Origin of the sequence: Burkholderia sp. B10, assembly GCF_004368385.1 — a bacterium.
GTDB lineage: Bacteria > Pseudomonadota > Gammaproteobacteria > Burkholderiales > Burkholderiaceae > Burkholderia > Burkholderia vietnamiensis.
Map to the genome: position 1 here is coordinate 41,023 of NZ_PQMX01000022.1, position 20,375 is coordinate 61,397.

At 65.1% G+C, this 20,375-nt stretch carries 20 protein-coding genes and 1 tRNA gene; 18 read left to right on the plus strand and 3 right to left on the minus strand.

Translation table 11 applies throughout. The features are described 5' to 3' along the window. Window positions 1–103: 103 nt before the first annotated feature. The 5 genes from ilvN to C3Y15_RS13775 all read left to right on the plus strand — a co-directional run bounded on the left by ilvN (window position 104) and on the right by C3Y15_RS13775 (window position 5,243). Window positions 104–595, plus strand: a complete 492-nt coding sequence (ilvN, locus tag C3Y15_RS13750) for an acetolactate synthase small subunit (RefSeq protein WP_006750445.1) — start codon at window positions 104–106, stop codon at window positions 593–595. A 105-nt stretch (window positions 596–700) separates the two neighbouring features. Further along, entirely contained in the window at window positions 701–1,717 is a 1,017-nt protein-coding gene (gene ilvC / locus C3Y15_RS13755) for a ketol-acid reductoisomerase (RefSeq protein WP_006478252.1), read from the plus strand. A 127-nt stretch (window positions 1,718–1,844) separates the two neighbouring features. Beyond that, window positions 1,845–2,489 carry a phosphatidylserine decarboxylase gene (locus C3Y15_RS13760; protein WP_011885546.1) on the plus strand — a complete coding sequence of 215 codons (645 nt, stop codon included), beginning with the start codon at window positions 1,845–1,847 and terminating at the stop codon, window positions 2,487–2,489. Between the two features lie 15 nt (window positions 2,490–2,504). After that, window positions 2,505–3,377, plus strand: a complete 873-nt coding sequence (gene pssA, locus C3Y15_RS13765; RefSeq protein ID WP_011885545.1) for a CDP-diacylglycerol--serine O-phosphatidyltransferase — start codon at window positions 2,505–2,507, stop codon at window positions 3,375–3,377. A gap of 321 nt (window positions 3,378–3,698) precedes the next feature. Next, complete coding sequence (locus C3Y15_RS13775; protein ID WP_045578922.1) at window positions 3,699–5,243, plus strand: 2-isopropylmalate synthase; 1,545 nt, start codon at window positions 3,699–3,701, stop codon at window positions 5,241–5,243. A gap of 72 nt (window positions 5,244–5,315) precedes the next feature. Here C3Y15_RS13775 and C3Y15_RS13780 read toward each other — a convergent pair whose 3' ends face one another. The 3 genes from C3Y15_RS13780 to C3Y15_RS13790 form a co-directional block, all read right to left on the minus strand. Further along, entirely contained in the window at window positions 5,316–6,866 is a 1,551-nt protein-coding gene (locus C3Y15_RS13780) for a SulP family inorganic anion transporter (protein ID WP_069246281.1), read from the minus strand. 38 nt (window positions 6,867–6,904) lie between these two features. Further along, on the minus strand, window positions 6,905–7,549 hold the full coding sequence (locus tag C3Y15_RS13785; RefSeq protein WP_014723363.1) for a carbonic anhydrase: 645 nt from the start codon (window positions 7,547–7,549) through the stop codon (window positions 6,905–6,907). Between the two features lie 384 nt (window positions 7,550–7,933). Next, window positions 7,934–8,446, minus strand: a complete 513-nt coding sequence (locus C3Y15_RS13790; protein WP_011885541.1) for a hypothetical protein — start codon at window positions 8,444–8,446, stop codon at window positions 7,934–7,936. Between the two features lie 180 nt (window positions 8,447–8,626). Between C3Y15_RS13790 and C3Y15_RS13795 the strand changes: the two genes are divergently transcribed. The 13 genes from C3Y15_RS13795 (at window position 8,627) to nuoF (ending at window position 20,352) form a co-directional block, all read left to right on the plus strand. Next, complete coding sequence (locus tag C3Y15_RS13795; protein WP_011885540.1) at window positions 8,627–9,886, plus strand: branched-chain amino acid ABC transporter substrate-binding protein; 1,260 nt, start codon at window positions 8,627–8,629, stop codon at window positions 9,884–9,886. Window positions 9,887–10,004: 118 nt separating this feature from the next. Then, window positions 10,005–10,274, plus strand: coding sequence for a 30S ribosomal protein S15 (gene rpsO / locus C3Y15_RS13800; RefSeq protein ID WP_006398792.1), 270 nt, complete (start codon window positions 10,005–10,007; stop codon window positions 10,272–10,274). A 291-nt stretch (window positions 10,275–10,565) separates the two neighbouring features. Then, entirely contained in the window at window positions 10,566–12,713 is a 2,148-nt protein-coding gene (gene pnp / locus C3Y15_RS13810; protein ID WP_011885539.1) for a polyribonucleotide nucleotidyltransferase, read from the plus strand. A 150-nt stretch (window positions 12,714–12,863) separates the two neighbouring features. Further along, complete coding sequence (locus C3Y15_RS13815) at window positions 12,864–13,883, plus strand: NAD(P)H-quinone oxidoreductase (RefSeq protein ID WP_059474986.1); 1,020 nt, start codon at window positions 12,864–12,866, stop codon at window positions 13,881–13,883. 141 nt (window positions 13,884–14,024) lie between these two features. Continuing rightward, complete coding sequence (gene tpiA / locus C3Y15_RS13820; RefSeq protein WP_014723359.1) at window positions 14,025–14,780, plus strand: triose-phosphate isomerase; 756 nt, start codon at window positions 14,025–14,027, stop codon at window positions 14,778–14,780. 72 nt (window positions 14,781–14,852) lie between these two features. Then, window positions 14,853–15,239: a preprotein translocase subunit SecG gene (gene secG, locus C3Y15_RS13825; RefSeq protein WP_011885536.1), complete on the plus strand. Its 387-nt coding sequence runs from the start codon at window positions 14,853–14,855 to the stop codon at window positions 15,237–15,239. Window positions 15,240–15,350: 111 nt separating this feature from the next. Further along, window positions 15,351–15,435, plus strand: a tRNA-Leu gene (locus C3Y15_RS13830). A gap of 154 nt (window positions 15,436–15,589) precedes the next feature. Then, window positions 15,590–15,949 (plus strand): NADH-quinone oxidoreductase subunit A, encoded by a 360-nt coding sequence (locus C3Y15_RS13835; protein WP_011885535.1) that lies wholly within the window; start codon window positions 15,590–15,592, stop codon window positions 15,947–15,949. A 63-nt stretch (window positions 15,950–16,012) separates the two neighbouring features. Further along, window positions 16,013–16,492, plus strand: coding sequence for an NADH-quinone oxidoreductase subunit B (locus C3Y15_RS13840; RefSeq protein ID WP_006398799.1), 480 nt, complete (start codon window positions 16,013–16,015; stop codon window positions 16,490–16,492). 21 nt (window positions 16,493–16,513) lie between these two features. Further along, entirely contained in the window at window positions 16,514–17,116 is a 603-nt protein-coding gene (locus C3Y15_RS13845; RefSeq protein ID WP_011885534.1) for an NADH-quinone oxidoreductase subunit C, read from the plus strand. A 9-nt stretch (window positions 17,117–17,125) separates the two neighbouring features. Further along, window positions 17,126–18,379, plus strand: a complete 1,254-nt coding sequence (locus C3Y15_RS13850; RefSeq protein WP_011885533.1) for an NADH-quinone oxidoreductase subunit D — start codon at window positions 17,126–17,128, stop codon at window positions 18,377–18,379. A gap of 180 nt (window positions 18,380–18,559) precedes the next feature. Next, on the plus strand, window positions 18,560–19,045 hold the full coding sequence (gene nuoE, locus C3Y15_RS13855; RefSeq protein WP_006478266.1) for an NADH-quinone oxidoreductase subunit NuoE: 486 nt from the start codon (window positions 18,560–18,562) through the stop codon (window positions 19,043–19,045). After that, window positions 19,042–20,352 (plus strand): NADH-quinone oxidoreductase subunit NuoF, encoded by a 1,311-nt coding sequence (gene nuoF / locus C3Y15_RS13860; protein ID WP_059623202.1) that lies wholly within the window; start codon window positions 19,042–19,044, stop codon window positions 20,350–20,352. The genes nuoE and nuoF overlap by 4 nt, the downstream gene beginning before the upstream one ends. Window positions 20,353–20,375: the final 23 nt, after the last annotated feature.

Genomic DNA, 20,375 nt, shown 5'->3' on the forward strand with positions numbered 1-20,375 from the left:
CGCGCGCTTGGTCCGGAGCGGCCGCCTTCACGAAGGGCGGCGGGGTACCGGGCGGCGCGCGGCGCGAGTGAATCGACACGGACACATTCTGGAAGAAGCGAACATGAGACACATCATTTCCGTCCTGCTGGAAAACGAACCGGGCGCGCTGTCGCGCGTGGTCGGTCTGTTTTCCGCACGCGGCTACAACATCGAAACCTTGACGGTGGCGCCGACCGAAGACCAATCGCTGTCGCGGCTGACCATCGTTTCCATTGGCTCGGACGACGTGATCGAACAGATCACGAAGCATCTGAACCGCCTGATCGAGGTGGTGAAAGTGGTGGACCTGACCGACGGTGCCCACATCGAACGCGAGCTGATGCTGATCAAGGTACGTGCAGTGGGCAAGGAGCGCGAAGAAATGAAGCGGATGTCGGATATTTTCCGCGGCCGCATCATCGACGTGACCGAAAAGACCTACACGATCGAATTGACGGGCGCGAGCGACAAGCTCGACGCATTCATCCAGGGGCTGGACGCGAGCGCGATCCTCGAGACCGTGCGCACCGGCAGCTCCGGCATCGGACGCGGCGAGCGCATCCTGAAGGTGTGATGCCGACCAGGTGGCAACCAGCACGCCGGGTGCGCCGTCATGTCCCGGCTCGCAGTATCCAATCCGAACGAATTGTTGAATTTTTGAATTAGCGAAGGAACCATCATGAACGTTTTCTACGACAAAGACGCCGACCTCTCCCTCATCAAGGGCAAGCAAGTCACGATCATCGGCTACGGCTCGCAAGGCCATGCGCACGCGCTGAACCTGAAGGACAGCGGCGTAAACGTGACGGTCGGCCTGCGCAAGGGCGGCGCGTCGTGGAGCAAGGCCGAGAACGCCGGCCTGTCGGTCAAGGAAGTCGCCGAAGCGGTGAAGGGCGCTGACGTCGTGATGATGCTGCTGCCCGACGAGCAGATCGCCGACGTGTACGCGAAGGAAGTCCACGCGAACATCAAGCAAGGCGCGGCGCTGGCATTCGCACACGGCTTCAACGTCCACTACGGCCAGGTGATCCCGCGCGCCGACCTCGACGTGATCATGATCGCGCCGAAGGCACCGGGCCACACCGTGCGCGGCACGTACTCGCAAGGCGGCGGCGTGCCGCACCTGATCGCGGTCGCGCAGAACAAGTCGGGCGCAGCACGCGACATCGCGCTGTCGTATGCGGCGGCGAACGGCGGCGGCCGTGCCGGCATCATCGAAACGAACTTCCGCGAAGAAACCGAAACCGACCTGTTCGGCGAGCAGGCCGTGCTGTGCGGCGGTACCGTCGAGCTGATCAAGGCTGGTTTCGAGACGCTGGTGGAAGCCGGCTACGCGCCGGAAATGGCGTACTTCGAATGCCTGCACGAGCTGAAGCTGATCGTCGACCTGATCTACGAAGGCGGCATCGCGAACATGAACTACTCGATCTCGAACAACGCCGAGTACGGCGAGTACGTGACGGGCCCGCGCGTCGTCACCGAAGAGACGAAGAAGGCGATGAAGCAGTGCCTGACCGACATCCAGACGGGCGAGTACGCGAAGAGCTTCATCCTCGAAAACAAGGCCGGCGCACCGACGCTGCAATCGCGCCGCCGCCTGACGGCCGAGCACCAGATCGAGCAGGTTGGTGCGAAGCTGCGCGCGATGATGCCGTGGATCGCGAAGAACAAGCTCGTCGACCAGACGAAGAACTAAGCTCCGCGTGCTGTTCCGGCCCTCCGAGTGGAGGGTCGGTAGCAAAAAGCCGCCCGAAGGCAACGGTGCCCCGGGCGGCTTTTGCTATCCTACGGGCTTTGCAATTCACCGAACACCGAACGAACCCATGAACTATCCTCATCCGATCATCGCGCGCGAAGGCTGGCCGTTCATCGCGATTGCAGCCGTCATCGCGTTGTTGATCCACGCCATCGGGGGCTTCGGCTTCGCATGGCCGTTCTGGCTGCTGCTCGTCTTCGTGGTCCAGTTCTTCCGTGATCCGCAGCGCCCGATTCCGGCGCAGCCGAACGCGGTGCTGTGCCCGGCGGACGGCCGTATCGTCGCGGTCGAAACCTCGCACGATCCGTATGCGAACCGCGAAGCGCTGAAGATCAGCGTGTTCATGAATGTCTTCAACGTCCATTCGCAGCGCTCGCCGGTCGATGGCGCGATCTCGAAGGTCGAGTACTTCCCGGGCGCGTTCCTGAACGCGGCGATCGACAAGGCGTCGACCGAGAACGAGCGCAACGCGGTCGTGATCCAGACGGCGAGCGGCAAGACCGTCACCGCCGTGCAGATCGCCGGCCTCATCGCGCGCCGGATCCTCTGCTACGTGCGCGCGGGCGAGCCGCTGTCGCGTGGTCAGCGTTACGGTTTCATCCGCTTCGGTTCGCGCGTGGACGTCTATCTGCCGCTCGGCAGCCGCGCGAAGGTGTCGATCGGCGAGAAGGTGTACGCATCGTCGACGATCCTCGCCGAACTCGAACAGTAAACGGCGGGACGCACGATGGCCGCATTCAAACCGCGCCGGCCGCGCAACGGCACCAGCCAGACGCCGCGCCCGTTTCGCCGCAACAAGGTGATGGCATCGGATCCGGTGCCGAGCGAAAGTCGCCGCGCCGCGCGCCAGCGGTTCCTGAAGACGCGCGGCATCTATCTGCTGCCGAACGCGTTCACGACCGCTGCGCTGTTCTGCGGCTTCTTCGCGGTCGTGCAGGCGATGAACGTGCGCTTCGAGATCGCCGCGATCGCCATCTTCGTCGCGATGGTGCTCGACGGGATGGACGGGCGCGTCGCGCGCATGACGCATACGCAGAGCGCGTTCGGCGAACAGTTCGACAGCCTGTCCGACATGGTGTCGTTCGGCGTGGCGCCCGCGCTCGTGATGTACGAATGGGTGCTGAAGGATCTCGGCCGCTGGGGCTGGCTTGCCGCCTTCGTCTACTGCTCGGGCGCGGCGCTGCGGCTCGCGCGCTTCAACACCAACATTGGCGTCGTCGACAAGCGCTTCTTCCAGGGGCTGCCGAGCCCGGCCGCCGCCGCGCTGATCGCCGGCTTCGTGTGGCTCGCCACCGACAACCGCGTGCCGATGAAGCTCGGCTGGCTGCCGTGGGTCGCGTTCGTGCTGACGATCTACGCGGGCGTGACGATGGTGTCGAACGCGCCGTTCTACAGCGGCAAGGCGCTCGACGTGCGGCATCGCGTGCCGTTCGCGGCGATCCTCTTGGTGGTGGTGGCGTTCGTGCTGGTGTCGTCCGATCCGCCGCTGATGCTGTTCTGCCTGTTCGTGCTGTACGGGCTGTCCGGCTACGTGTTCTGGGCGTACATGGCCGTGCGCGGCCGTGCCAACCCGGCGCGCTCGTCGCAGCGCGAGCACTGACGCACATCTGCACCGAACCACGGAACGACGGCGGCCATGAGGCCGCCGTTTTCATTTGTCCCTTATCCTGCTGCGCGCCCGCGCATCCCGGGTGCGGGCGGATTGCACACCCGGCGGATTGTCGCTATAGTCGTCGGCATGACCGCATTTTCCCGCCTCTCCCTCCTTCTAGCCGGTGCGCCGCTACGCGCGCTAGCTTTGGCGCGCCTGCCGCGCTGACCGTTCTCGCCCCCCGTCAAGCTTCGTCTGTTGTTGAGCGTCGCCAGCGGTGGCGCGATCTCATTACGTTTGATTCCCGCATAAAGAGCCCTGGAGCCCCCCATGACAGACAAGCTGATCATTTTCGATACGACGTTGCGTGACGGTGAACAATCGCCCGGCGCGTCGATGACGAAGGAAGAGAAAATCCGCATCGCGAAGCACCTCGAGCGGATGAAGGTCGACGTGATCGAGGCCGGTTTCGCGGCCAGCTCGAACGGCGACTTCGACGCGATCCACACGATCGCCGGGCTCGTGAAGGACAGCACGATCTGCTCGCTCGCGCGCGCCAACGACAAGGACATCCAGCGCGCAGCCGATGCACTGAAGCCGGCCAGCAGCGCGCGGATCCACACGTTCATCGCGACGTCGCCGCTGCACATGGAAAAGAAGCTGCGCATGACGCCGGACCAGGTGTTCGAGCAGGCGCGGCTCGCGGTGCGCTTTGCACGCAAGTTCACCGACAACGTCGAGTTCTCGCCGGAAGACGGCAGCCGCTCGGATCTCGACTTCCTGTGCCGCGTGCTGGAAGCGGTGATCGCCGAAGGCGCGACGACGATCAACATCGCCGATACGGTCGGCTACGGCGTGCCGGAGCTTTACGGCAACCTGGTGAAGACGCTGCGCGAACGCATTCCGAATTCGGACAAGGCGATCTTCTCCGTGCATTGCCACAACGACCTCGGGATGGCGGTCGCGAACTCGCTCGCGGGCGTGAAGATCGGCGGCGCGCGTCAGGTCGAATGCACGATCAACGGTCTCGGCGAGCGCGCGGGCAATACGTCGCTCGAAGAAATCGTGATGGCCGTGAAGACGCGCAAGGACTACTTCGGCCTCGACGTCGGCATCGACACGACGCAGATCGTGCCGACCTCGAAGCTCGTGTCGCAGATCACCGGTTTCGTCGTGCAGCCGAACAAGGCCGTGGTCGGGGCGAACGCGTTCGCGCACGCTTCCGGCATCCACCAGGACGGCGTGCTGAAGGCGCGCGACACCTACGAGATCATGCGCGCGGAAGACGTGGGCTGGACCGCGAACAAGATCGTGCTCGGCAAGCTGTCGGGCCGTAACGCGTTCAAGCAGCGGCTGCAGGAGCTCGGCGTGTCGCTCGACAGCGAAGCCGAACTGAACGCCGCGTTCATGCGCTTCAAGGATCTCGCCGACCGCAAGGCCGAGATCTTCGACGAGGACATCATCGCGATCGTCTCCGAAGAATCGGCGCTCGCGCAGGAGCAGGAGCACTTCAAGTTCGTGTCGCTGTCGCAGCATTCGGAAACCGGCGAGCAGCCGCAGGCGAAGGTCGTGTTCGCGGTCGAAGGCAGCGAGGTGACCGGCGAGGCGCGCGGCAACGGCCCGGTCGATGCGACGTTCAACGCGATCGAGGGCGAAGTCGGCAGCGGTTCCGAGCTGCTGCTGTATTCGGTGAACGCGATCACGACCGGCACGCAGGCGCAGGGCGAAGTGACGGTGCGGCTGTCGAAGAACGGGCGCATCGTGAACGGCGTCGGCACCGACCCGGACATCGTCGCGGCTTCCGCGAAGGCGTACATCGCCGCGTTGAACAAGCTGCACTCGAAGGACGACAAGCTCAACCCGCAACGCGCGTAAGCGTCGCGCGCCGGTAACACCTGAAATGCCCCGTGCGGCCATACGCCGCACGGGGCATTTTTCATGGGCCGGTCATTCGGCGGCCGGCGCACGCCACGACCAGCGGCGGGCAGCCGCGGCGGCGGCCGGCTTGCGGCGCCGGAACTCGACCGTGATCGCGCGCCGCGGCGCCTCGGCGATGAACGCGTCGAGCAGTTCGAGCACGTCGTGATCGATGTAGTCGGCGCGCGTCGCGTCGATGATCACGGCAGCCCGATCGGGGATGTGGCGCAGGTGATGCTTGACCTGCACCTTGCCGAGGAACGACACGTCCTTGCGGAACGACAGCAGGAAGTGGTCGTCGTGCTGCGCGAGCGTGACGGGGCTCTTCAGGTTCGCGACCGCGACGGCCAGCACGCTGCAGGCGAGGCCGAGCGCGATGCCGAACAGCAGGTCGACGGCCAGCACGCCCGCGATCGTCGCGGCGAACGGCACGAACGCCGCGGGGCCCTGGTTCATCACCGAGCGGAACAGCGCGGGTTTCGCGAGCTTGATGCCCGTATGGATCAGGATCGCGGCGAGGCTCGCGAGCGGGATCAGGTTGATCAGGCCGGTGAGCGCGAACACGCTGGCGAGCAGCAGGATGCCGTGCACGATCGCCGACATCCGGCTTTGCGCGCCGGCGTTGACGTTGGCCGAGCTGCGCACGATCACCGACGTGATCGGCAGGCCGCCGAACGCGCCCGCGACGAGGTTGCCGACGCCCTGCGCCTTCAACTCGCGGTCCGGCTGCGCCGGCCGCCGCTTCGGATCGATCTGCTCGACCGCTTCGAGGCACAGCAGCGTCTCGAGGCTCGCGACGACCGCCAGCGTGATCGCGACGCGCCACACGTCCGGATTGACCAGTTGCGCGAAGTTCGGGCCGAGTTCCGCGTGCTTGAGCGACGCCGCGAGCGCGGCGAACGAGTCGAATTCCGGCAGCGTCACGCGATGCGCGGCGCCCGGCGCGGCCGACGGCGCCAGCGCGCCGAGCACGAGCGTCGCGCCGATGCCGAGCACGACGACCGCGAGCGGCGCGGGCACCGAGCGCACCCATGCGAAGCGGCGCAGCGCGGGCGTGTCCCAGGCGAGCAGCAGCGCAAGCGACGCGATCGCGATGGCGGTTGCCGCCCACGCGGTCGGCAGCGCCATCCACGAGCCAAGCGCTGGTGAGCCCGCGCCGCCGATGCCGAGCGCATACGGAATCTGTTTGACGATCAGCAGGATGCCGATCGCGGCGAGCATGCCCTTGATCACGGGCGACGGGACGTAAGCGGCGAAGCGGCCGGCGCGCAGCATGCCGAAGCCGAACTGCAGCACGCCGGACAGCAGTACGGCGAGCAGGAACGCGGAGAAGCTGCCGAGCTGCGCGATGCCTTCGACGACGATCACGACGAGGCCGGCCGCGGGGCCGCTCACCGACAGCGACGAGCCGCTGAGCAGCGCGACGACGATCCCGCCGACGATGCCGGACACGAGCCCGGCGAACGGCTCGACGCCGGATGCACTCGCGATACCGAGGCAAAGCGGCAGCGCGACGAGGAACACGACGATGCCGGCGACCATGTCGCGCGGCAGGGTGGATAGATGCTCGTTCAGTTTCATGATGAGGGCGATGTCATTGGCGTGGAAGAAGGCGCGGATCAGCCGACTGCCGCGGCCGTGGCGGCGTGCTCGAGGTCGGATTCGGCCGGCTCGGGCGCCGTATAGCCGGAGTCGAGCTCCTTCAGGCGGCCGTCGGCGAGCGAAAAGATCCAGCCGTGCACGAGCGGCGGGCGCTCGCGGCCGCGCACGATCGGCGACGCGCGCAGCAGCCGCACCTGTTCGAGGACGTTCAATTCGGCCAGACGATCGGCGGCAGCCGTTTCGTCGAGGCCGCCGAGCGTGTCGCGATGGCGTCGTGCGAGCGCGCAGAGCGGAGCGATGCGCCGCGCCACGTGCGGCAGGTCGGCCGGCGGCGGCAGCAGCGACGCGCGCACGCCGCCGCAACCGTAGTGACCGCAGACGATCACATGGTCGACCTTCAGCACGCGCACGGCGTACTCGAGCACGCTCGCGGAATTGTCGTCGTCGGGATGGAACAGGTTCGCGATGTTGCGATGGACGAACAACTCGCCGGGCACGCTGTGCGTGATGGTTTCGGCGGGCACGCGGCTGTCGGAGCAGCCGATCCACAGCACGCGCGGATTCTGACCGCGCGCGAGCGTATCGAAGAAGCCGGGCGTGTGTTCGCGCGTCTCGCGGGCCCAGGCGATGTTGGCAACCAGCATGCTCTTCGGGCGGTTCATGAGGACTCCTTTTCGACAGAAACGAATAGACACCGCACAAAACGTGAGCGGTCAGATGCTTTCTAAATTGAAAGGTTTGATTCGACCGATATTAGGGGTACGCCCTAGTGCCAGGGGTCATTGATACAAATTGTTTCAACTCGATTCGGCAAGGTGCATCAATTGCACCAATTCAACGCACGGAACGGATAGTCCATGCGCGGGGCTGCTGGCATTGCGCCACAAGCGATTCGGCATGTCGCCACGCGAGCGTTGTGGCATCGGAAAGCATTACCGCGGAGGAATCGCGATTAATGAACCAGGGCGGAAAAAACGAAATGGCCATTTACGCATCGATACGTAAATGGCCATTGTGAAAATTGCGCGAAAATGCGCAATCGAAGCTCAGAACAGATTACGACGATCGGGGTCGTGCAGCGGATCGGGGGTTTTCTGCGTCGTGCGCAGGATGCCCTGCGGATCGAAATAGAAGCTGTACATCATGTACCAGACGTTGTCCTCGAGATACCGGTACGTCCACACCTCGCGCTTCATCAGCGGGAAGTATGAGGTTTCGACCGGGCGGCCGAAGTTGACGAGCACGTCGGTCTTGGTCCACTTGCCGATTTCGGCGCGATAGAACTCGCTCGGCTGCAGCACCTGGCGCACGTTGACGATCCGATGGGCCGCGTCGATGTCGGCCGCGATCGTGATCTCGCCCATCGGCTGGGTCGGCCACATCATCCGCTTGCCGCCGCCGGGGAGATCGTAGATCTCGCGCGGCGGGCCCATGCGCGCGACGATCGCCGACTCGTCCTGGCCGGCCTGGTATTGCTGCCACGGTTGGGCGCAGCCGGCGACGAGCGTCGCCGCGCAGGCGATCAGCACCGGCAGGCGCATGGGAATGCGAATGCGCATGGGTTTCTCCAGAACTCGCTAACCGTTCAGTTGTATCACGGACCGCGCGTGCCCGCGCACGCGCGCGCAAAAATCGGTGCGGATCGCCGGCCGGCGCCGCGTCGCGCGATGCTTGCGGGCGGCGGCGCGGGCGGCCTATGATCCGCGCTTTCCCCGGACAGATTCAGCGGCAGGTAACGGATGCAATCATGGAAGCGATGGGCGCTCGCGTGGAGCGCCGGATGGATGCTGGCGTCGTGCGCGCAGGCGGCAGGCGAGCCGGTGCGGATCGCCTTGATCGAAGGGATGTCGGGCCCGTTCGCGAATGCGGGCGCGGCAGTCGAGCGCAACCTGCGGTTCGGCGTCGAGCAGGTCGATGCGGCGGGCGGCGTGAAGCTGCGCGACGGCAAGCATCCGCTCGAACTCGTCGTGCTCGACAGCAAGGGCAGCCCGGAAGATGCGCTCGTGCAGTTGCGCGCGGCGGCCGACCGTCACATCGGCTTCGTCGCGCAGGGCAACAGCTCGGCGGTGGCGGCCGCGCTGGTCACCGCGCTCGACAAGCTGAACGCGCGCACGCCGGACAACCGGATGCTGCTCCTTAATTATTCGGCCGACGATCCGGCGCTCACCGGCGCGCGCTGCAGTTTCTGGCATTTCCGTTTCGACGCGCACGCCGGGATGCGGATGGCCGCGCTCGCCGACGTGATGGCGCGCGACCGCGCGCTGCGCAAGGTCTATCTGCTGAACCAGGACTACAGCTTCGGCCATGACGTCAGCACGCTCGCGCGGCAGGCGCTGGCCGAGCGGCGCCCCGACGTGACGATTGCCGGCGACGAATTCCATCCGATCGGCCGCATCAAGGATTTCTCGCCGTATATCGCGAAGATCCGCGCGAGTGGCGCGGACGCCGTCGTGACCGGCAACTGGGGCAACGACCTCACGCTGCTCGTGAAGGCGGCGCGCGAGCAGGGGCTGAACGCGAAGTTCTACACGTTCTACGGCAACAGTCTCGGCGCGCCGGCCGCGCTCGGCGACGCGGGCGTCGGACGGGTCGTGGCCGTCGCCGACTGGCACCCGAACGCGGGAGGCGCGAAGTCGGACGCGTTCTACCGTGCGTTCCGCACCCGTTTCCCCGCCGCGCAGGACGACTATCCGGTGCGGCGCATGAGCCTGATGATCGAGATGCTGGCGGCCGCGATGGAGCGGGCCGGTTCGGCCGACCCGGTCGCGGTGGCCCACGCGCTGGAAGGGCTGTCGTTCGACGACGGCTTCCATGCGTCGACGATGCGCGCCCAGGATCATCAACTGATCCAGCCCCTTTACGTGATGGAGATGGACAAGGCCGGCACGCCGGGCGTTCGCTTCGACAACGAGGGCTCGGGCTACGGCTTCCGGACGATTCTGGCGGTGCCGGCGCAGCGCACGTCGCTGCCGTCCGCGTGTTCGATGACGCGCCCGTGACGGGCGGCGGTAGGAGCGGCGCGTAGTTGTGCTACAATGCGCGCCGGTTGTAAGTCACGGCACGGCCATTCTTCCGTGTCCGCGTGTACAGTTGGAAAGTCGAAATCAAGGAAATCACATGTCTGTTGCAGATATCAAGAAGTCGGAAGTCGTTGCTCAGTTCGCCCGCGGTACCAACGACACGGGTTCGCCCGAAGTCCAGGTCGCACTGCTGACCGCACGTATCGTCGAACTGACGGGTCACTTCAAGACCCACGCGAAGGATCACCACAGCCGCCGCGGCCTGCTGCGCATGGTGAGCCGCCGCCGCAAGCTGCTCGACTACCTCAAGGGCAAGGATGCCGACCGTTACCGCGCGCTGATCGAGAAGCTGGGTCTGCGTAAGTAATCGAGGCGATTGCCGCCAGCAAGATGCCTGTGTCAGTCCGCTGATGCAGGCATTTTGTTTTTGCGCGGTGCGCAGCGTCACACGCATCGCAGGTAGTCCGGCACATCGCGGCCGGGCTGCCGGAACGGCTGATACCGGGGTCGGGATTTGTGTCATTCCAGCGCGCCGCTCGACGAGCGTCGCGCTGGAATGGCATAAAAAACACACCTTGCTCCGGGTGATTCGGTCGGGACGCCGCCGCGCGGGATGGCCCACGCGGCGAATGAAACGAATGAGTTCAAAGGAGCAACCATGTCCATGTTCAACAAGGTCGTGAAGGAATTCCAGTGGGGCCAGCACAAGGTGCGCCTCGAAACCGGTGAAGTCGCCCGTCAGGCGAGCGGTGCCGTCATCGTCGACGTGGAAGACACCGTCGTGCTGGCGACCGTCGTCGGCGCCAAGTCGGCGAAGCCGGGCCAGGATTTCTTCCCGCTGACCGTCGACTACCTCGAAAAAACCTACTCGGCCGGCAAGATCCCCGGCGGCTTCTTCCGTCGCGAAGGCCGTCCGTCGGAGCATGAGACGCTGACGTCGCGCCTGATCGATCGTCCGCTGCGCCCGCTGTTCCCGGAAGGCTTCTACAACGAAGTGCAGGTCGTGATCCACGTGCTGTCCGTGAACCCGGACATCCCGGCCGACATTCCCGCGCTGATCGGCGCGTCGGCCGCGCTGGCCGTGTCGGGCCTGCCGTTCAACGGCCCGGTCGGTGCCGCGCGCGTCGCGTACATCGACAACGCCTACGTGCTGAACCCGACGCGTGACCAGATCAAGGCATCGAGCCTCGACCTCGTCGTTGCCGGTACGGAGCGCGCGGTGCTGATGGTCGAATCGGAAGCCGACCAGCTGCCGGAAGACGTGATGCTGGGCGCGGTCGTGTTCGGCCACGAACAGATGCAGATCGCGATCGACGCGATCCACGAACTCGTGCGCGAAGGCGGCAAGCCGGAGTGGGACTGGCAGCCGGCCCCGAAGAACGAAGCGCTGATCGCGCGCGTGACGGAACTGGCGCACGGCGATCTGCTCGCCGCTTACCAGCTGCGCGACAAGCAGGCGCGCTCGACGAAGCTGAAGGAAGTCTACGCGGCGACCTCGGCGAAGCTCGAAGAAGACGCGCTGGCGGCCGGCACGGTCGCGGCCGACAAGGCCACCGTCGGCAACATCCTGTTCGACATCGAAGCGAAGATCGTCCGCTCGCAGATCCTGAACGGCGAGCCGCGCATCGACGGTCGCGACACGCGCACCGTGCGTCCGATCGAGATCCGCACCGGCGTGCTGCCGCGCACTCACGGTTCGGCGCTGTTCACGCGTGGCGAGACGCAGGCGCTCGTCGTCGCGACGCTCGGCACGAAGGGCGACGAGCAGATCATCGACGCGCTCGAAGGCGAATACCGCGAGCGCTTCATGCTCCACTACAACATGCCGCCGTTCGCGACGGGCGAAACGGGCCGCGTCGGCTCGCCGAAGCGTCGTGAAATCGGCCACGGCCGTCTCGCGAAACGCGCGCTGGTCAAGTGCCTGCCGAGCGCCGACGAATTCGGCTACTCGATCCGCGTCGTGTCGGAAATCACCGAATCGAACGGTTCGTCGTCGATGGCGTCGGTGTGCGGCGGCTGCCTCGCGCTGATGGACGCCGGCGTGCCGATGAAGGCGCACGTCGCCGGTATCGCGATGGGCCTGATCCTCGAGGGCAACAAGTTCGCGGTGTTGACCGACATCCTCGGCGACGAAGATCACCTCGGCGACATGGACTTCAAGGTGGCCGGCACCGAGCACGGCGTGACCGCGCTGCAGATGGACATCAAGATCCAGGGCATCACGAAGGAAATCATGCAGGTCGCGCTCGCGCAGGCGAAGGAAGGTCGCATGCACATCCTCGGCAAGATGACGTCGGCAGTGTCGGGTGCGAACACGCAACTGTCCGAGTTCGCGCCGCGCATGATCACGATCAAGATCAACCCGGAAAAGATCCGCGACGTGATCGGCAAGGGCGGTTCGGTGATCCGCGCGCTGACCGAAGAAACCGGCACGACGATCGACATTTCGGACGACGGCGTCGTGACGATCGCGAGCACGAGCAGCGAAGGCATGGCCGAAGCGAAGAAGCGCATCGAGAACATCACGGCCGAGATCGAAGTCGGCCAGGTGTACGAAGGCACGGTGCTCAAGCTGCTCGATTTCGGCGCGATCGTGAACCTGCTGCCGGGCAAGGATGGCCTGCTGCACATCTCGGAAATCGTCAACGAGCGCGTGAAGGACATCAACGACTACCTGAAGGAAGGCCAGCAGGTTAAGGTCAAGGTGATCCAGACGGACGAGAAGGGTCGTGTGCGTCTGTCGGCGAAGGCGCTGCTGAACGAAGCGGCTGCCGCGTCGCAGTCGGACACGCCGCCGCAGCAGTAAGCGGACCCGCGTGAGAACGGCCGGCAGCGCGAAAGCGCGCCGGCCGTTTTTTCTGTAGCATCGTTGTGCGGCGCAGCAGCGCCGGCGCAGCATCCGCGCCGCGCGCGGGCGCCTCATTCGCCATCCGATTCCGAGCCTGGAGCCATCACCATGAAAGCTATTGAAATCACCGAATTCGGTGCCCCCGACGTGTTGAAGCTGACGGAGCGCGTGCGCCCCGAACCGGCGCGCGGCGAGGTGCTGATCAAGGTGGCGGCTTCGGGCGTGAACCGGCCCGACGTGTTCCAGCGCAAGGGCGCGTATGCGCCGCCGCCCGGTGCGTCCGACCTGCCGGGCCTCGAGGTCGCGGGCGAGATCGTCGGCGGCGACCTGTCCGATCCGGCGCTGAACCCGTTCGGGCTGAAGCTGGGCGACCGCGTCTGCGCGCTGCTCGCCGGCGGCGGCTACGCCGAATATGCGGTCGCGCCGCTGCCGCAATGCCTGCCGGTGCCCGACGGGCTGACCGACATCGAAGCCGCGTCGTTGCCCGAAACGTTCTTCACGGTGTGGAGCAACGTGTTCGACCGTGCGCTGCTCGGCGCGGGCGAGGGCGGCGAGCAGGAAACGCTGCTGGTGCAGGGCGGCTCGAGCGGGATCGGCGTGACGGCCATCCAGATCGCGCATGCGCTCGGTTTCCGCGTGTTCGCGACGGCCGGCACGGCGGACAAATGCCGGGCATGCGAGGCGCTCGGCGCCGAGCGTGCGATCAACTACAAGACCGAGGATTTCGTCGAGGTCGTCAAGTCGCTGACGCACGACCGCGGCGTCGACGTGATCCTCGACATGGTCGGCGCGGCGTACCTGCCGCGCGAACTCTCCGCGCTGGCGGACGGCGGCCGGATCGTGCTGATCGCGCTGCTCGGCGGCGCGAAGGCCGAGATCAACCTGGGCGAGATCCTGCGCCGCCGCCTGACGGTGACGGGCTCGACGCTGCGTCCGCGTCCGGTCGAGTTCAAGGCGCGCATCGCCGCCCAGCTGAAAGCGCGCGTGTGGCCGCTGCTCGCGGACGGCCGCATCAAGCCGGTCATCTACCGCGTGCTGCCTGCCGGCGACGCCGCCCAGGCGCATGCGCTGATGGAAAGCGGCGAGCACATCGGCAAGATCGTGCTGGATTGGGGCACGATCGCCTGACGGTCGTGCGGCCGGGCTTGACATCGGCGGTTTGACCGGTTCAAGCCGGGCGCAGTAAAATCGCGGGTTTACTTCGCCAGAATCCACCTGACGGCCGGTTTTTCGGCACGTTAATGACAAGATAGTGACGAGACGGACACGATGTCGAAACAACGAACAAAGCGAGTGATCGGCAACTGGAAGATGCACGGCCGGCTGGCCGGCAACCAGGCGCTGCTGAACGAAGTGGTGCAGGGCGCGGACGCAGTGGCGGCCGGCACGTCGATCGGCGTATGCGTGCCGTTCCCCTATCTCGCGCAGGTTCAGGCGGTGCTCGGCGGCAGCCGGGTGGCGTTCGGCGCACAGGACGTGTCGGCGCACGAGCAGGGCGCGTACACCGGCGAAGTGGCGGCCGCGATGGTCGCGGAATTCGGCGCGCAGTATGCGATCGTCGGTCACTCGGAGCGTCGCGCGTATCACGGCGAGCGCAACGAGACCGTCGCCGCGAAGGCGCAGCGCGCGCTCGCGGCGGGCCTCACGCCGGTCGTGTGCGTCGGCGAAACGCTCGACGAGCGCGAAGCGGGCACGACCGAGCGGGTCGTCGGTGCGCAGCTCGACGCCGTGCTTGCCGTGCTGACGGCCGACGAGGCGGCGCGCATCGTCGTCGCGTACGAGCCGGTCTGGGCGATCGGCACCGGCAAGAGCGCGACGTCGGCGCAGGCGCAGGACGTTCACGCGTTCCTGCGTGCGCGTCTCGCGGCGAAGGGTGCGGCGCACGTGTCGGTGCTGTACGGCGGCAGCGTCAAGCCGGACAACGCGGAAGAACTGTTCGCGCAGCCGGACATCGACGGCGGCCTGATCGGCGGCGCGTCGCTGAAGGCTGAAGATTTTCTGGCGATCTGCCGGGCTGCGCGTTGAGCGGTCCGCGATCGAATTGAACCATGATGGCGGCCGGGTGGTCCGGTCGCCAGATCCAACCGGGTGGGTGTGATGCTGTTATTCAAAACGCTGATTATTGTGGTGCAGGTGCTGTCCGCGCTGGGCGTGATCGGGCTCGTGCTGCTGCAGCACGGCAAGGGTGCCGACATGGGCGCCGCATTCGGCAGCGGCGCGTCGGGCAGCCTGTTCGGCGCGACCGGCTCGGCGAACTTCCTGTCGCGCACGACGGCCGTGCTGGCTACGGTTTTCTTCATCGCGACGCTCGCATTGACGTACCTCGGTTCGTACAAGGCGACGCCGTCGGCAGGCGTACTGGGCGCGACCGCGACCGCGCCGGCATCTGCGCCGGCGGCCTCGGCGCCGGTCGTCGCAGCCTCTGCCGCAGCGGGTTCCGCCGCGTCGGCGGCAAGCGCCCCGGGCCAGGACGTGCCGAAATAAAAAGTTAAAATTTTTGCCGTTGTGCGTTGAACAAACCGGGAACTCGGGTTAGAATTTAATTCTTGAAGCGATTCGCGGGAAACGTGCAGTACGACCCGAGTTGCATGCAGTGCCGACGTGGTGAAATTGGTAGACACGCTATCTTGAGGGGGTAGTGGCGAAAGCTGTGCGAGTTCGAGTCTCGCCGTCGGCACCAAAGTTACTCAATGCCAGCCGCTTCTAGTGGCTGGCATTTTTCATTTGTGGGGTGTGTCTTGCGATTGTCTTGGAATCGCGCGTACTCCGAAATGATTCCTTCCGCCGGAAGTGGTATTCTCCGGACGCTCAGAACCAACCGATAGAGGATTGCCTTGAACCTCGCAGCCTATTACCCCGTCTTGTTGTTCCTCCTCGTGGGCACTGGTTTAGGTATAGCGCTGGTCAGTATCGGCAAGCTCCTTGGGCCCAACAAGCCGGACGTCGACAAGAACGCACCGTACGAGTGCGGCTTTGAAGCCTTTGAAGACGCCCGGATGAAGTTCGACGTCCGGTACTACCTCGTCGCCATCCTGTTCATCATCTTCGATCTCGAAACCGCATTCCTGTTTCCGTGGGGCGTCGCGCTCCGGGACATCGGCTGGCCGGGTTTCAGCGCAATGATGATTTTTCTGCTCGAATTCCTGCTGGGCTTTGCCTATATCTGGAAGAAAGGCGGGCTCGACTGGGAGTGATGGGTTTAATCGCCGGTTTGCATGGGCGACCACGCTGGGTCGCTCGTCTGGAGTGGAAAGCAAATGAGTATCGAAGGGGTCTTGAAGGAAGGGTTTGTCACCACGACGGCTGACAAGCTGATCAACTGGACGCGCACCGGCTCGTTGTGGCCGATGACGTTCGGGCTCGCGTGTTGCGCCGTCGAAATGATGCATGCGGGCGCGGCGCGCTACGACCTGGACCGGTTCGGGGTCGTGTTCCGCCCGAGTCCGCGCCAGTCCGACGTGATGATCGTCGCCGGCACGCTCTGCAACAAGATGGCGCCGGCACTGCGCCGCGTGTACGACCAGATGGCCGAGCCGCGCTGGGTGATCTCGATGGGATCGTGCGCGAACGGTGGCGGTTACTACCACTACTCGTACTCGGTGGTGCGCGGCTGCGACCGGATCGTGCCCGTCGACGTCTACGTGCCGGGCTGCCCGCCCACGGCCGAGGCGCTGGTCTATGGCGTGATCCAGTTGCAGGCGAAGATCCGCCGCACCAATACCATCGCCCGTCAATAAAGCCCCGAGCGTCCCCTCAATATGGCAAGCAAAATCGAGACTCTCAAGGCAAACCTCGAAGCCGCGCTCGGCGCGCGCGTGGTGAGCCTCACCGAAGCAATCGGTGAACTGACGCTCGTCGTGAAGGCGAGCGATTACCTCGAAGTCGCAAAGACGCTGCGCGACGATCCGAAGCTCCGTTTCGAGCAGTTGATCGACCTCTGCGGCATCGACTACCAGACCTACGGCGACGGCGCGTACGACGGCCCGCGTTTTGCGGCCGTGTCGCAGCTGCTGTCGGTCACGAACAACTGGCGCCTGCGCCTGCGCGTGTTCGCGCCGGACGACGATCTGCCGATCGTGCCGTCGCTCGTCGACACCTGGTCTTCCTCGAACTGGTACGAGCGCGAAGCGTTCGACCTGTACGGCCTCGTGTTCGAAGGGCACCCCGACCTGCGCCGCCTCCTCACCGACTACGGCTTCATCGGCCACCCGTTCCGCAAGGACTTCCCGGTGTCGGGCTACGTCGAAATGCGCTACGACCCGGAAGAGAAGCGGGTCGTCTACCAGCCGGTGACGATCGAGCCGCGCGAAATCACGCCGCGCGTGATCCGCGAGGATCGCTATGGCGGTCTGAAACATTAAGGGGGCGTCATGGCAGAAATCAAGAACTACACGCTCAACTTCGGCCCGCAGCACCCGGCAGCGCACGGCGTGCTGCGCCTCGTGCTCGAGCTCGACGGCGAAGTCATCCAGCGTGCCGATCCGCACATCGGCCTGCTGCACCGCGCGACCGAAAAGCTCGCGGAAAACAAGACCTTCATCCAGTCCGTGCCGTACATGGACCGTCTCGACTACGTGTCGATGATGGTCAACGAGCACGGCTATGTGCTCGCGATCGAACGTCTGCTCGGCATCGACGTGCCGGAGCGCGCGCAGTACATTCGCGTGCTGTTCGACGAGATCACGCGCGTGCTGAACCACCTGATGTGGATCGGCGCGCACGCGCTCGACGTCGGCGCAATGGCCGTGTTCCTGTACGCGTTCCGCGAGCGCGAAGACCTGATGGACGTGTACGAAGCGGTGTCCGGCGCACGGATGCACGCGGCGTATTACCGTCCGGGCGGCGTCTATCGCGACCTGCCGGATGCGATGCCGCAATTCAAGGCGTCGAAGATCCGCAACGAGAAGGCGCTCGCGAAGATGAACGAAGCGCGCAGCGGCTCGGTGCTCGACTTCATCGACGACTTCTTCACGCGCTTCCCGAAGTGCATCGACGAATACGAAACGCTGCTGACCGACAACCGGATCTGGAAACAGCGTCTGGTCGGGATCGGCGTCGTGAGCCCGGAACGTGCGTTGCAGATGGGCCTCACCGGCCCGATGCTGCGCGGCTCGGGGATCGCGTGGGACCTGCGCAAGAAGCAACCGTACGAAGTGTACGATCGCATGGATTTCGACGTGCCGGTCGGCGTGAACGGCGATTGCTACGACCGCTATCTGGTGCGTGTCGAAGAAATGCGTCAGTCGGTCCGTATCGCGAAACAGTGTATTGAGTGGCTCCGCAAGAATCAGGGGCCGGTGATGACCGACAATCACAAGGTTGCGCCGCCGTCGCGCGTCGGCATGAAGACCAACATGGAAGACTTGATTCACCACTTCAAGCTCTTCACCGAAGGTTTTCACGTGCCGGAAGGCGAAGCGTACGCGGCAGTCGAGCATCCGAAGGGCGAGTTCGGCATCTATCTCGTGTCGGACGGTGCCAACAAGCCGTATCGCCTCAAGATCCGCGCACCGGGCTTCGCGCATCTCGCGTCGCTCGACGAAATGGCGCGCGGCCACATGATTGCCGACGCCGTCACGATCATCGGTACGCAGGACATCGTGTTCGGCGAGATCGATCGCTAATGGTTGCGCCGCCCGCGCGAGCGGGCGGCGAGCAGTAAGTCACACGCGAAGTCTGATGCTGCATGCGCTGAACCGGCGCGGCTTCGCAAGCTGTCAACAGTGAGCGCCAGGTCTGCCGTCCATGCACAGCAGTGCGGCAGGTTGTTCGTTCGGTAGGAATTGAAAGAGTCGTGTCTGAAAATGATCTCAGCTGAAGGCCTGAAAGAAATCGATCGAGCGTTGACGAAGTATCCCGCCGATCAGAAACAGTCCGCCGTGATGTCGGCGTTGGCCGTCGCTCAGGAAGAGCACGGCTGGCTGTCGCCCGAACTGATGCAGTTCGTCGCGGACTATCTCGGCATGCCGGCCGTTGCCGTGCAGGAAGTCGCGACGTTCTACACGATGTACGAGCTCAAACCGGTCGGCAAGCACAAGATCACGCTCTGTACGAACCTGCCGTGTCAGCTTGGCCCGCACGGCGGCGCCGAGGCGACGGCCGACTACCTGAAACAGAAGCTGGGCATCGGCTTCGGCGAGACCACGCCTGACGGCAAGTTCACGCTGAAAGAAGGCGAATGCATGGGCTCGTGCGGCGATGCGCCGGTGCTGCTGGTGAACAATCACAGAATGTGCAGCTTCATGAGCCGCGAGAAGATCGACCAGCTGCTTGAGGAGCTTTCGAAATGACGTCCCTTCACGACCGTCACATCAAACCGCTGATCCTCGCAGGCCTTAACGGCGAGAACTGGCATCTCGAAGATTACGTCGCGCGCGGCGGCTACAAGCAGCTGCGTCGCATTCTCGAAGAGAAGATTCCGCCGGAGCAGGTGATCGCCGACGTGAAGGCGTCGGGCCTGCGCGGCCGTGGCGGTGCGGGCTTCCCGACCGGCCTCAAATGGAGCTTCATGCCGCGCCAGTTCCCGGGGCAGAAGTACCTCGTCTGCAACTCGGACGAAGGCGAACCGGGCACGTTCAAGGATCGCGACATCCTGCGCTGGAACCCGCACGCACTGATCGAAGGGATGGCCATCGGCGCATACGCGATGGGCATCACCGTCGGCTACAACTACATCCACGGCGAAATCTTCGAAGTCTATCGACGCTTCGAGGCTGCCCTGGACGAGGCGCGCGCCGCCGGCTTCCTCGGCGACAACATCATGGGCTCGGAATTCTCGTTCCAGCTGCACGCGCACCACGGTTACGGCGCGTACATCTGCGGCGAGGAAACGGCGCTGCTCGAATCGCTCGAAGGCAAGAAGGGCCAGCCGCGCTTCAAGCCGCCGTTCCCGGCGAGCTTCGGCGTGTACGGCAAGCCGACCACGATCAACAACACCGAGACGTTCGCCGCGGTGCCGTTCCTGCTGTCCATCGGGCCGCAGAATTATCTCGAGATCGGCAAGCCGAACAACGGCGGCACGAAGATCTTCTCGGTGTCGGGCGACGTCGAGCGTCCGGGCAACTACGAGGTGCCGCTCGGCACGCCGTTCGCGACGCTGATGGAGCTCGCCGGCGGGATGCGCGGCGGCAAGAAGATCAAGGCCGTGATTCCGGGCGGGTCGTCGGCGCCGGTGATTCCGGGCGACATCATGATGCAGACGGATCTCGACTACGACTCGATCGCGAAGGCGGGCTCGATGCTCGGCTCCGGCGCGGTGATCGTGATGGACGAGACGCGCTGCATGGTGCGTTCGCTGCTGCGCCTGTCGTACTTCTATTACGAGGAATCGTGCGGCCAGTGCACGCCGTGCCGCGAAGGCACCGGCTGGCTGTATCGCGTCGTGAACCGCATCGAGCACGGCCAGGGCCGCCAGGAAGACCTGGACCTGCTGAACTCGGTGGCGGAGAACATCATGGGCCGTACGATCTGCGCGCTCGGCGACGCGGCGGCGATGCCGGTTCGCGGGATGCTCAAGCACTACTGGGACGAATTCGCGTACCACGTCGAGCACAAGCACTGCATGGTCGGCGGCCACACACACGCGGCGGCAGCCTGAAGCGAAGTACCGGTTGCGGAATT

Excerpts from the sequence above, each read along its gene's own strand:
- ilvN (WP_006750445.1), top strand. The coding sequence starts at position 104 with ATGAGACACATCATTTCCGTCCTGCTGGAAAACGAACCGGGCGCGCTG.
- ilvC (WP_006478252.1), top strand. The coding sequence starts at position 701 with ATGAACGTTTTCTACGACAAAGACGCCGACCTCTCCCTCATCAAGGGC.
- C3Y15_RS13760 (WP_011885546.1), top strand. The coding sequence starts at position 1,845 with ATGAACTATCCTCATCCGATCATCGCGCGCGAAGGCTGGCCGTTCATC.
- pssA (WP_011885545.1), top strand. The coding sequence starts at position 2,505 with ATGGCCGCATTCAAACCGCGCCGGCCGCGCAACGGCACCAGCCAGACG.
- C3Y15_RS13775 (WP_045578922.1), top strand. The coding sequence starts at position 3,699 with ATGACAGACAAGCTGATCATTTTCGATACGACGTTGCGTGACGGTGAA.
- C3Y15_RS13780 (WP_069246281.1), bottom strand. The coding sequence starts at position 6,866 with ATGAAACTGAACGAGCATCTATCCACCCTGCCGCGCGACATGGTCGCC.
- C3Y15_RS13785 (WP_014723363.1), bottom strand. The coding sequence starts at position 7,549 with ATGAACCGCCCGAAGAGCATGCTGGTTGCCAACATCGCCTGGGCCCGC.
- C3Y15_RS13790 (WP_011885541.1), bottom strand. The coding sequence starts at position 8,446 with ATGCGCATTCGCATTCCCATGCGCCTGCCGGTGCTGATCGCCTGCGCG.
- C3Y15_RS13795 (WP_011885540.1), top strand. The coding sequence starts at position 8,627 with ATGCAATCATGGAAGCGATGGGCGCTCGCGTGGAGCGCCGGATGGATG.
- rpsO (WP_006398792.1), top strand. The coding sequence starts at position 10,005 with ATGTCTGTTGCAGATATCAAGAAGTCGGAAGTCGTTGCTCAGTTCGCC.
- pnp (WP_011885539.1), top strand. The coding sequence starts at position 10,566 with ATGTCCATGTTCAACAAGGTCGTGAAGGAATTCCAGTGGGGCCAGCAC.
- C3Y15_RS13815 (WP_059474986.1), top strand. The coding sequence starts at position 12,864 with ATGAAAGCTATTGAAATCACCGAATTCGGTGCCCCCGACGTGTTGAAG.
- tpiA (WP_014723359.1), top strand. The coding sequence starts at position 14,025 with ATGTCGAAACAACGAACAAAGCGAGTGATCGGCAACTGGAAGATGCAC.
- secG (WP_011885536.1), top strand. The coding sequence starts at position 14,853 with ATGCTGTTATTCAAAACGCTGATTATTGTGGTGCAGGTGCTGTCCGCG.
- C3Y15_RS13840 (WP_006398799.1), top strand. The coding sequence starts at position 16,013 with ATGAGTATCGAAGGGGTCTTGAAGGAAGGGTTTGTCACCACGACGGCT.
- C3Y15_RS13845 (WP_011885534.1), top strand. The coding sequence starts at position 16,514 with ATGGCAAGCAAAATCGAGACTCTCAAGGCAAACCTCGAAGCCGCGCTC.
- C3Y15_RS13850 (WP_011885533.1), top strand. The coding sequence starts at position 17,126 with ATGGCAGAAATCAAGAACTACACGCTCAACTTCGGCCCGCAGCACCCG.
- nuoE (WP_006478266.1), top strand. The coding sequence starts at position 18,560 with ATGATCTCAGCTGAAGGCCTGAAAGAAATCGATCGAGCGTTGACGAAG.
- nuoF (WP_059623202.1), top strand. The coding sequence starts at position 19,042 with ATGACGTCCCTTCACGACCGTCACATCAAACCGCTGATCCTCGCAGGC.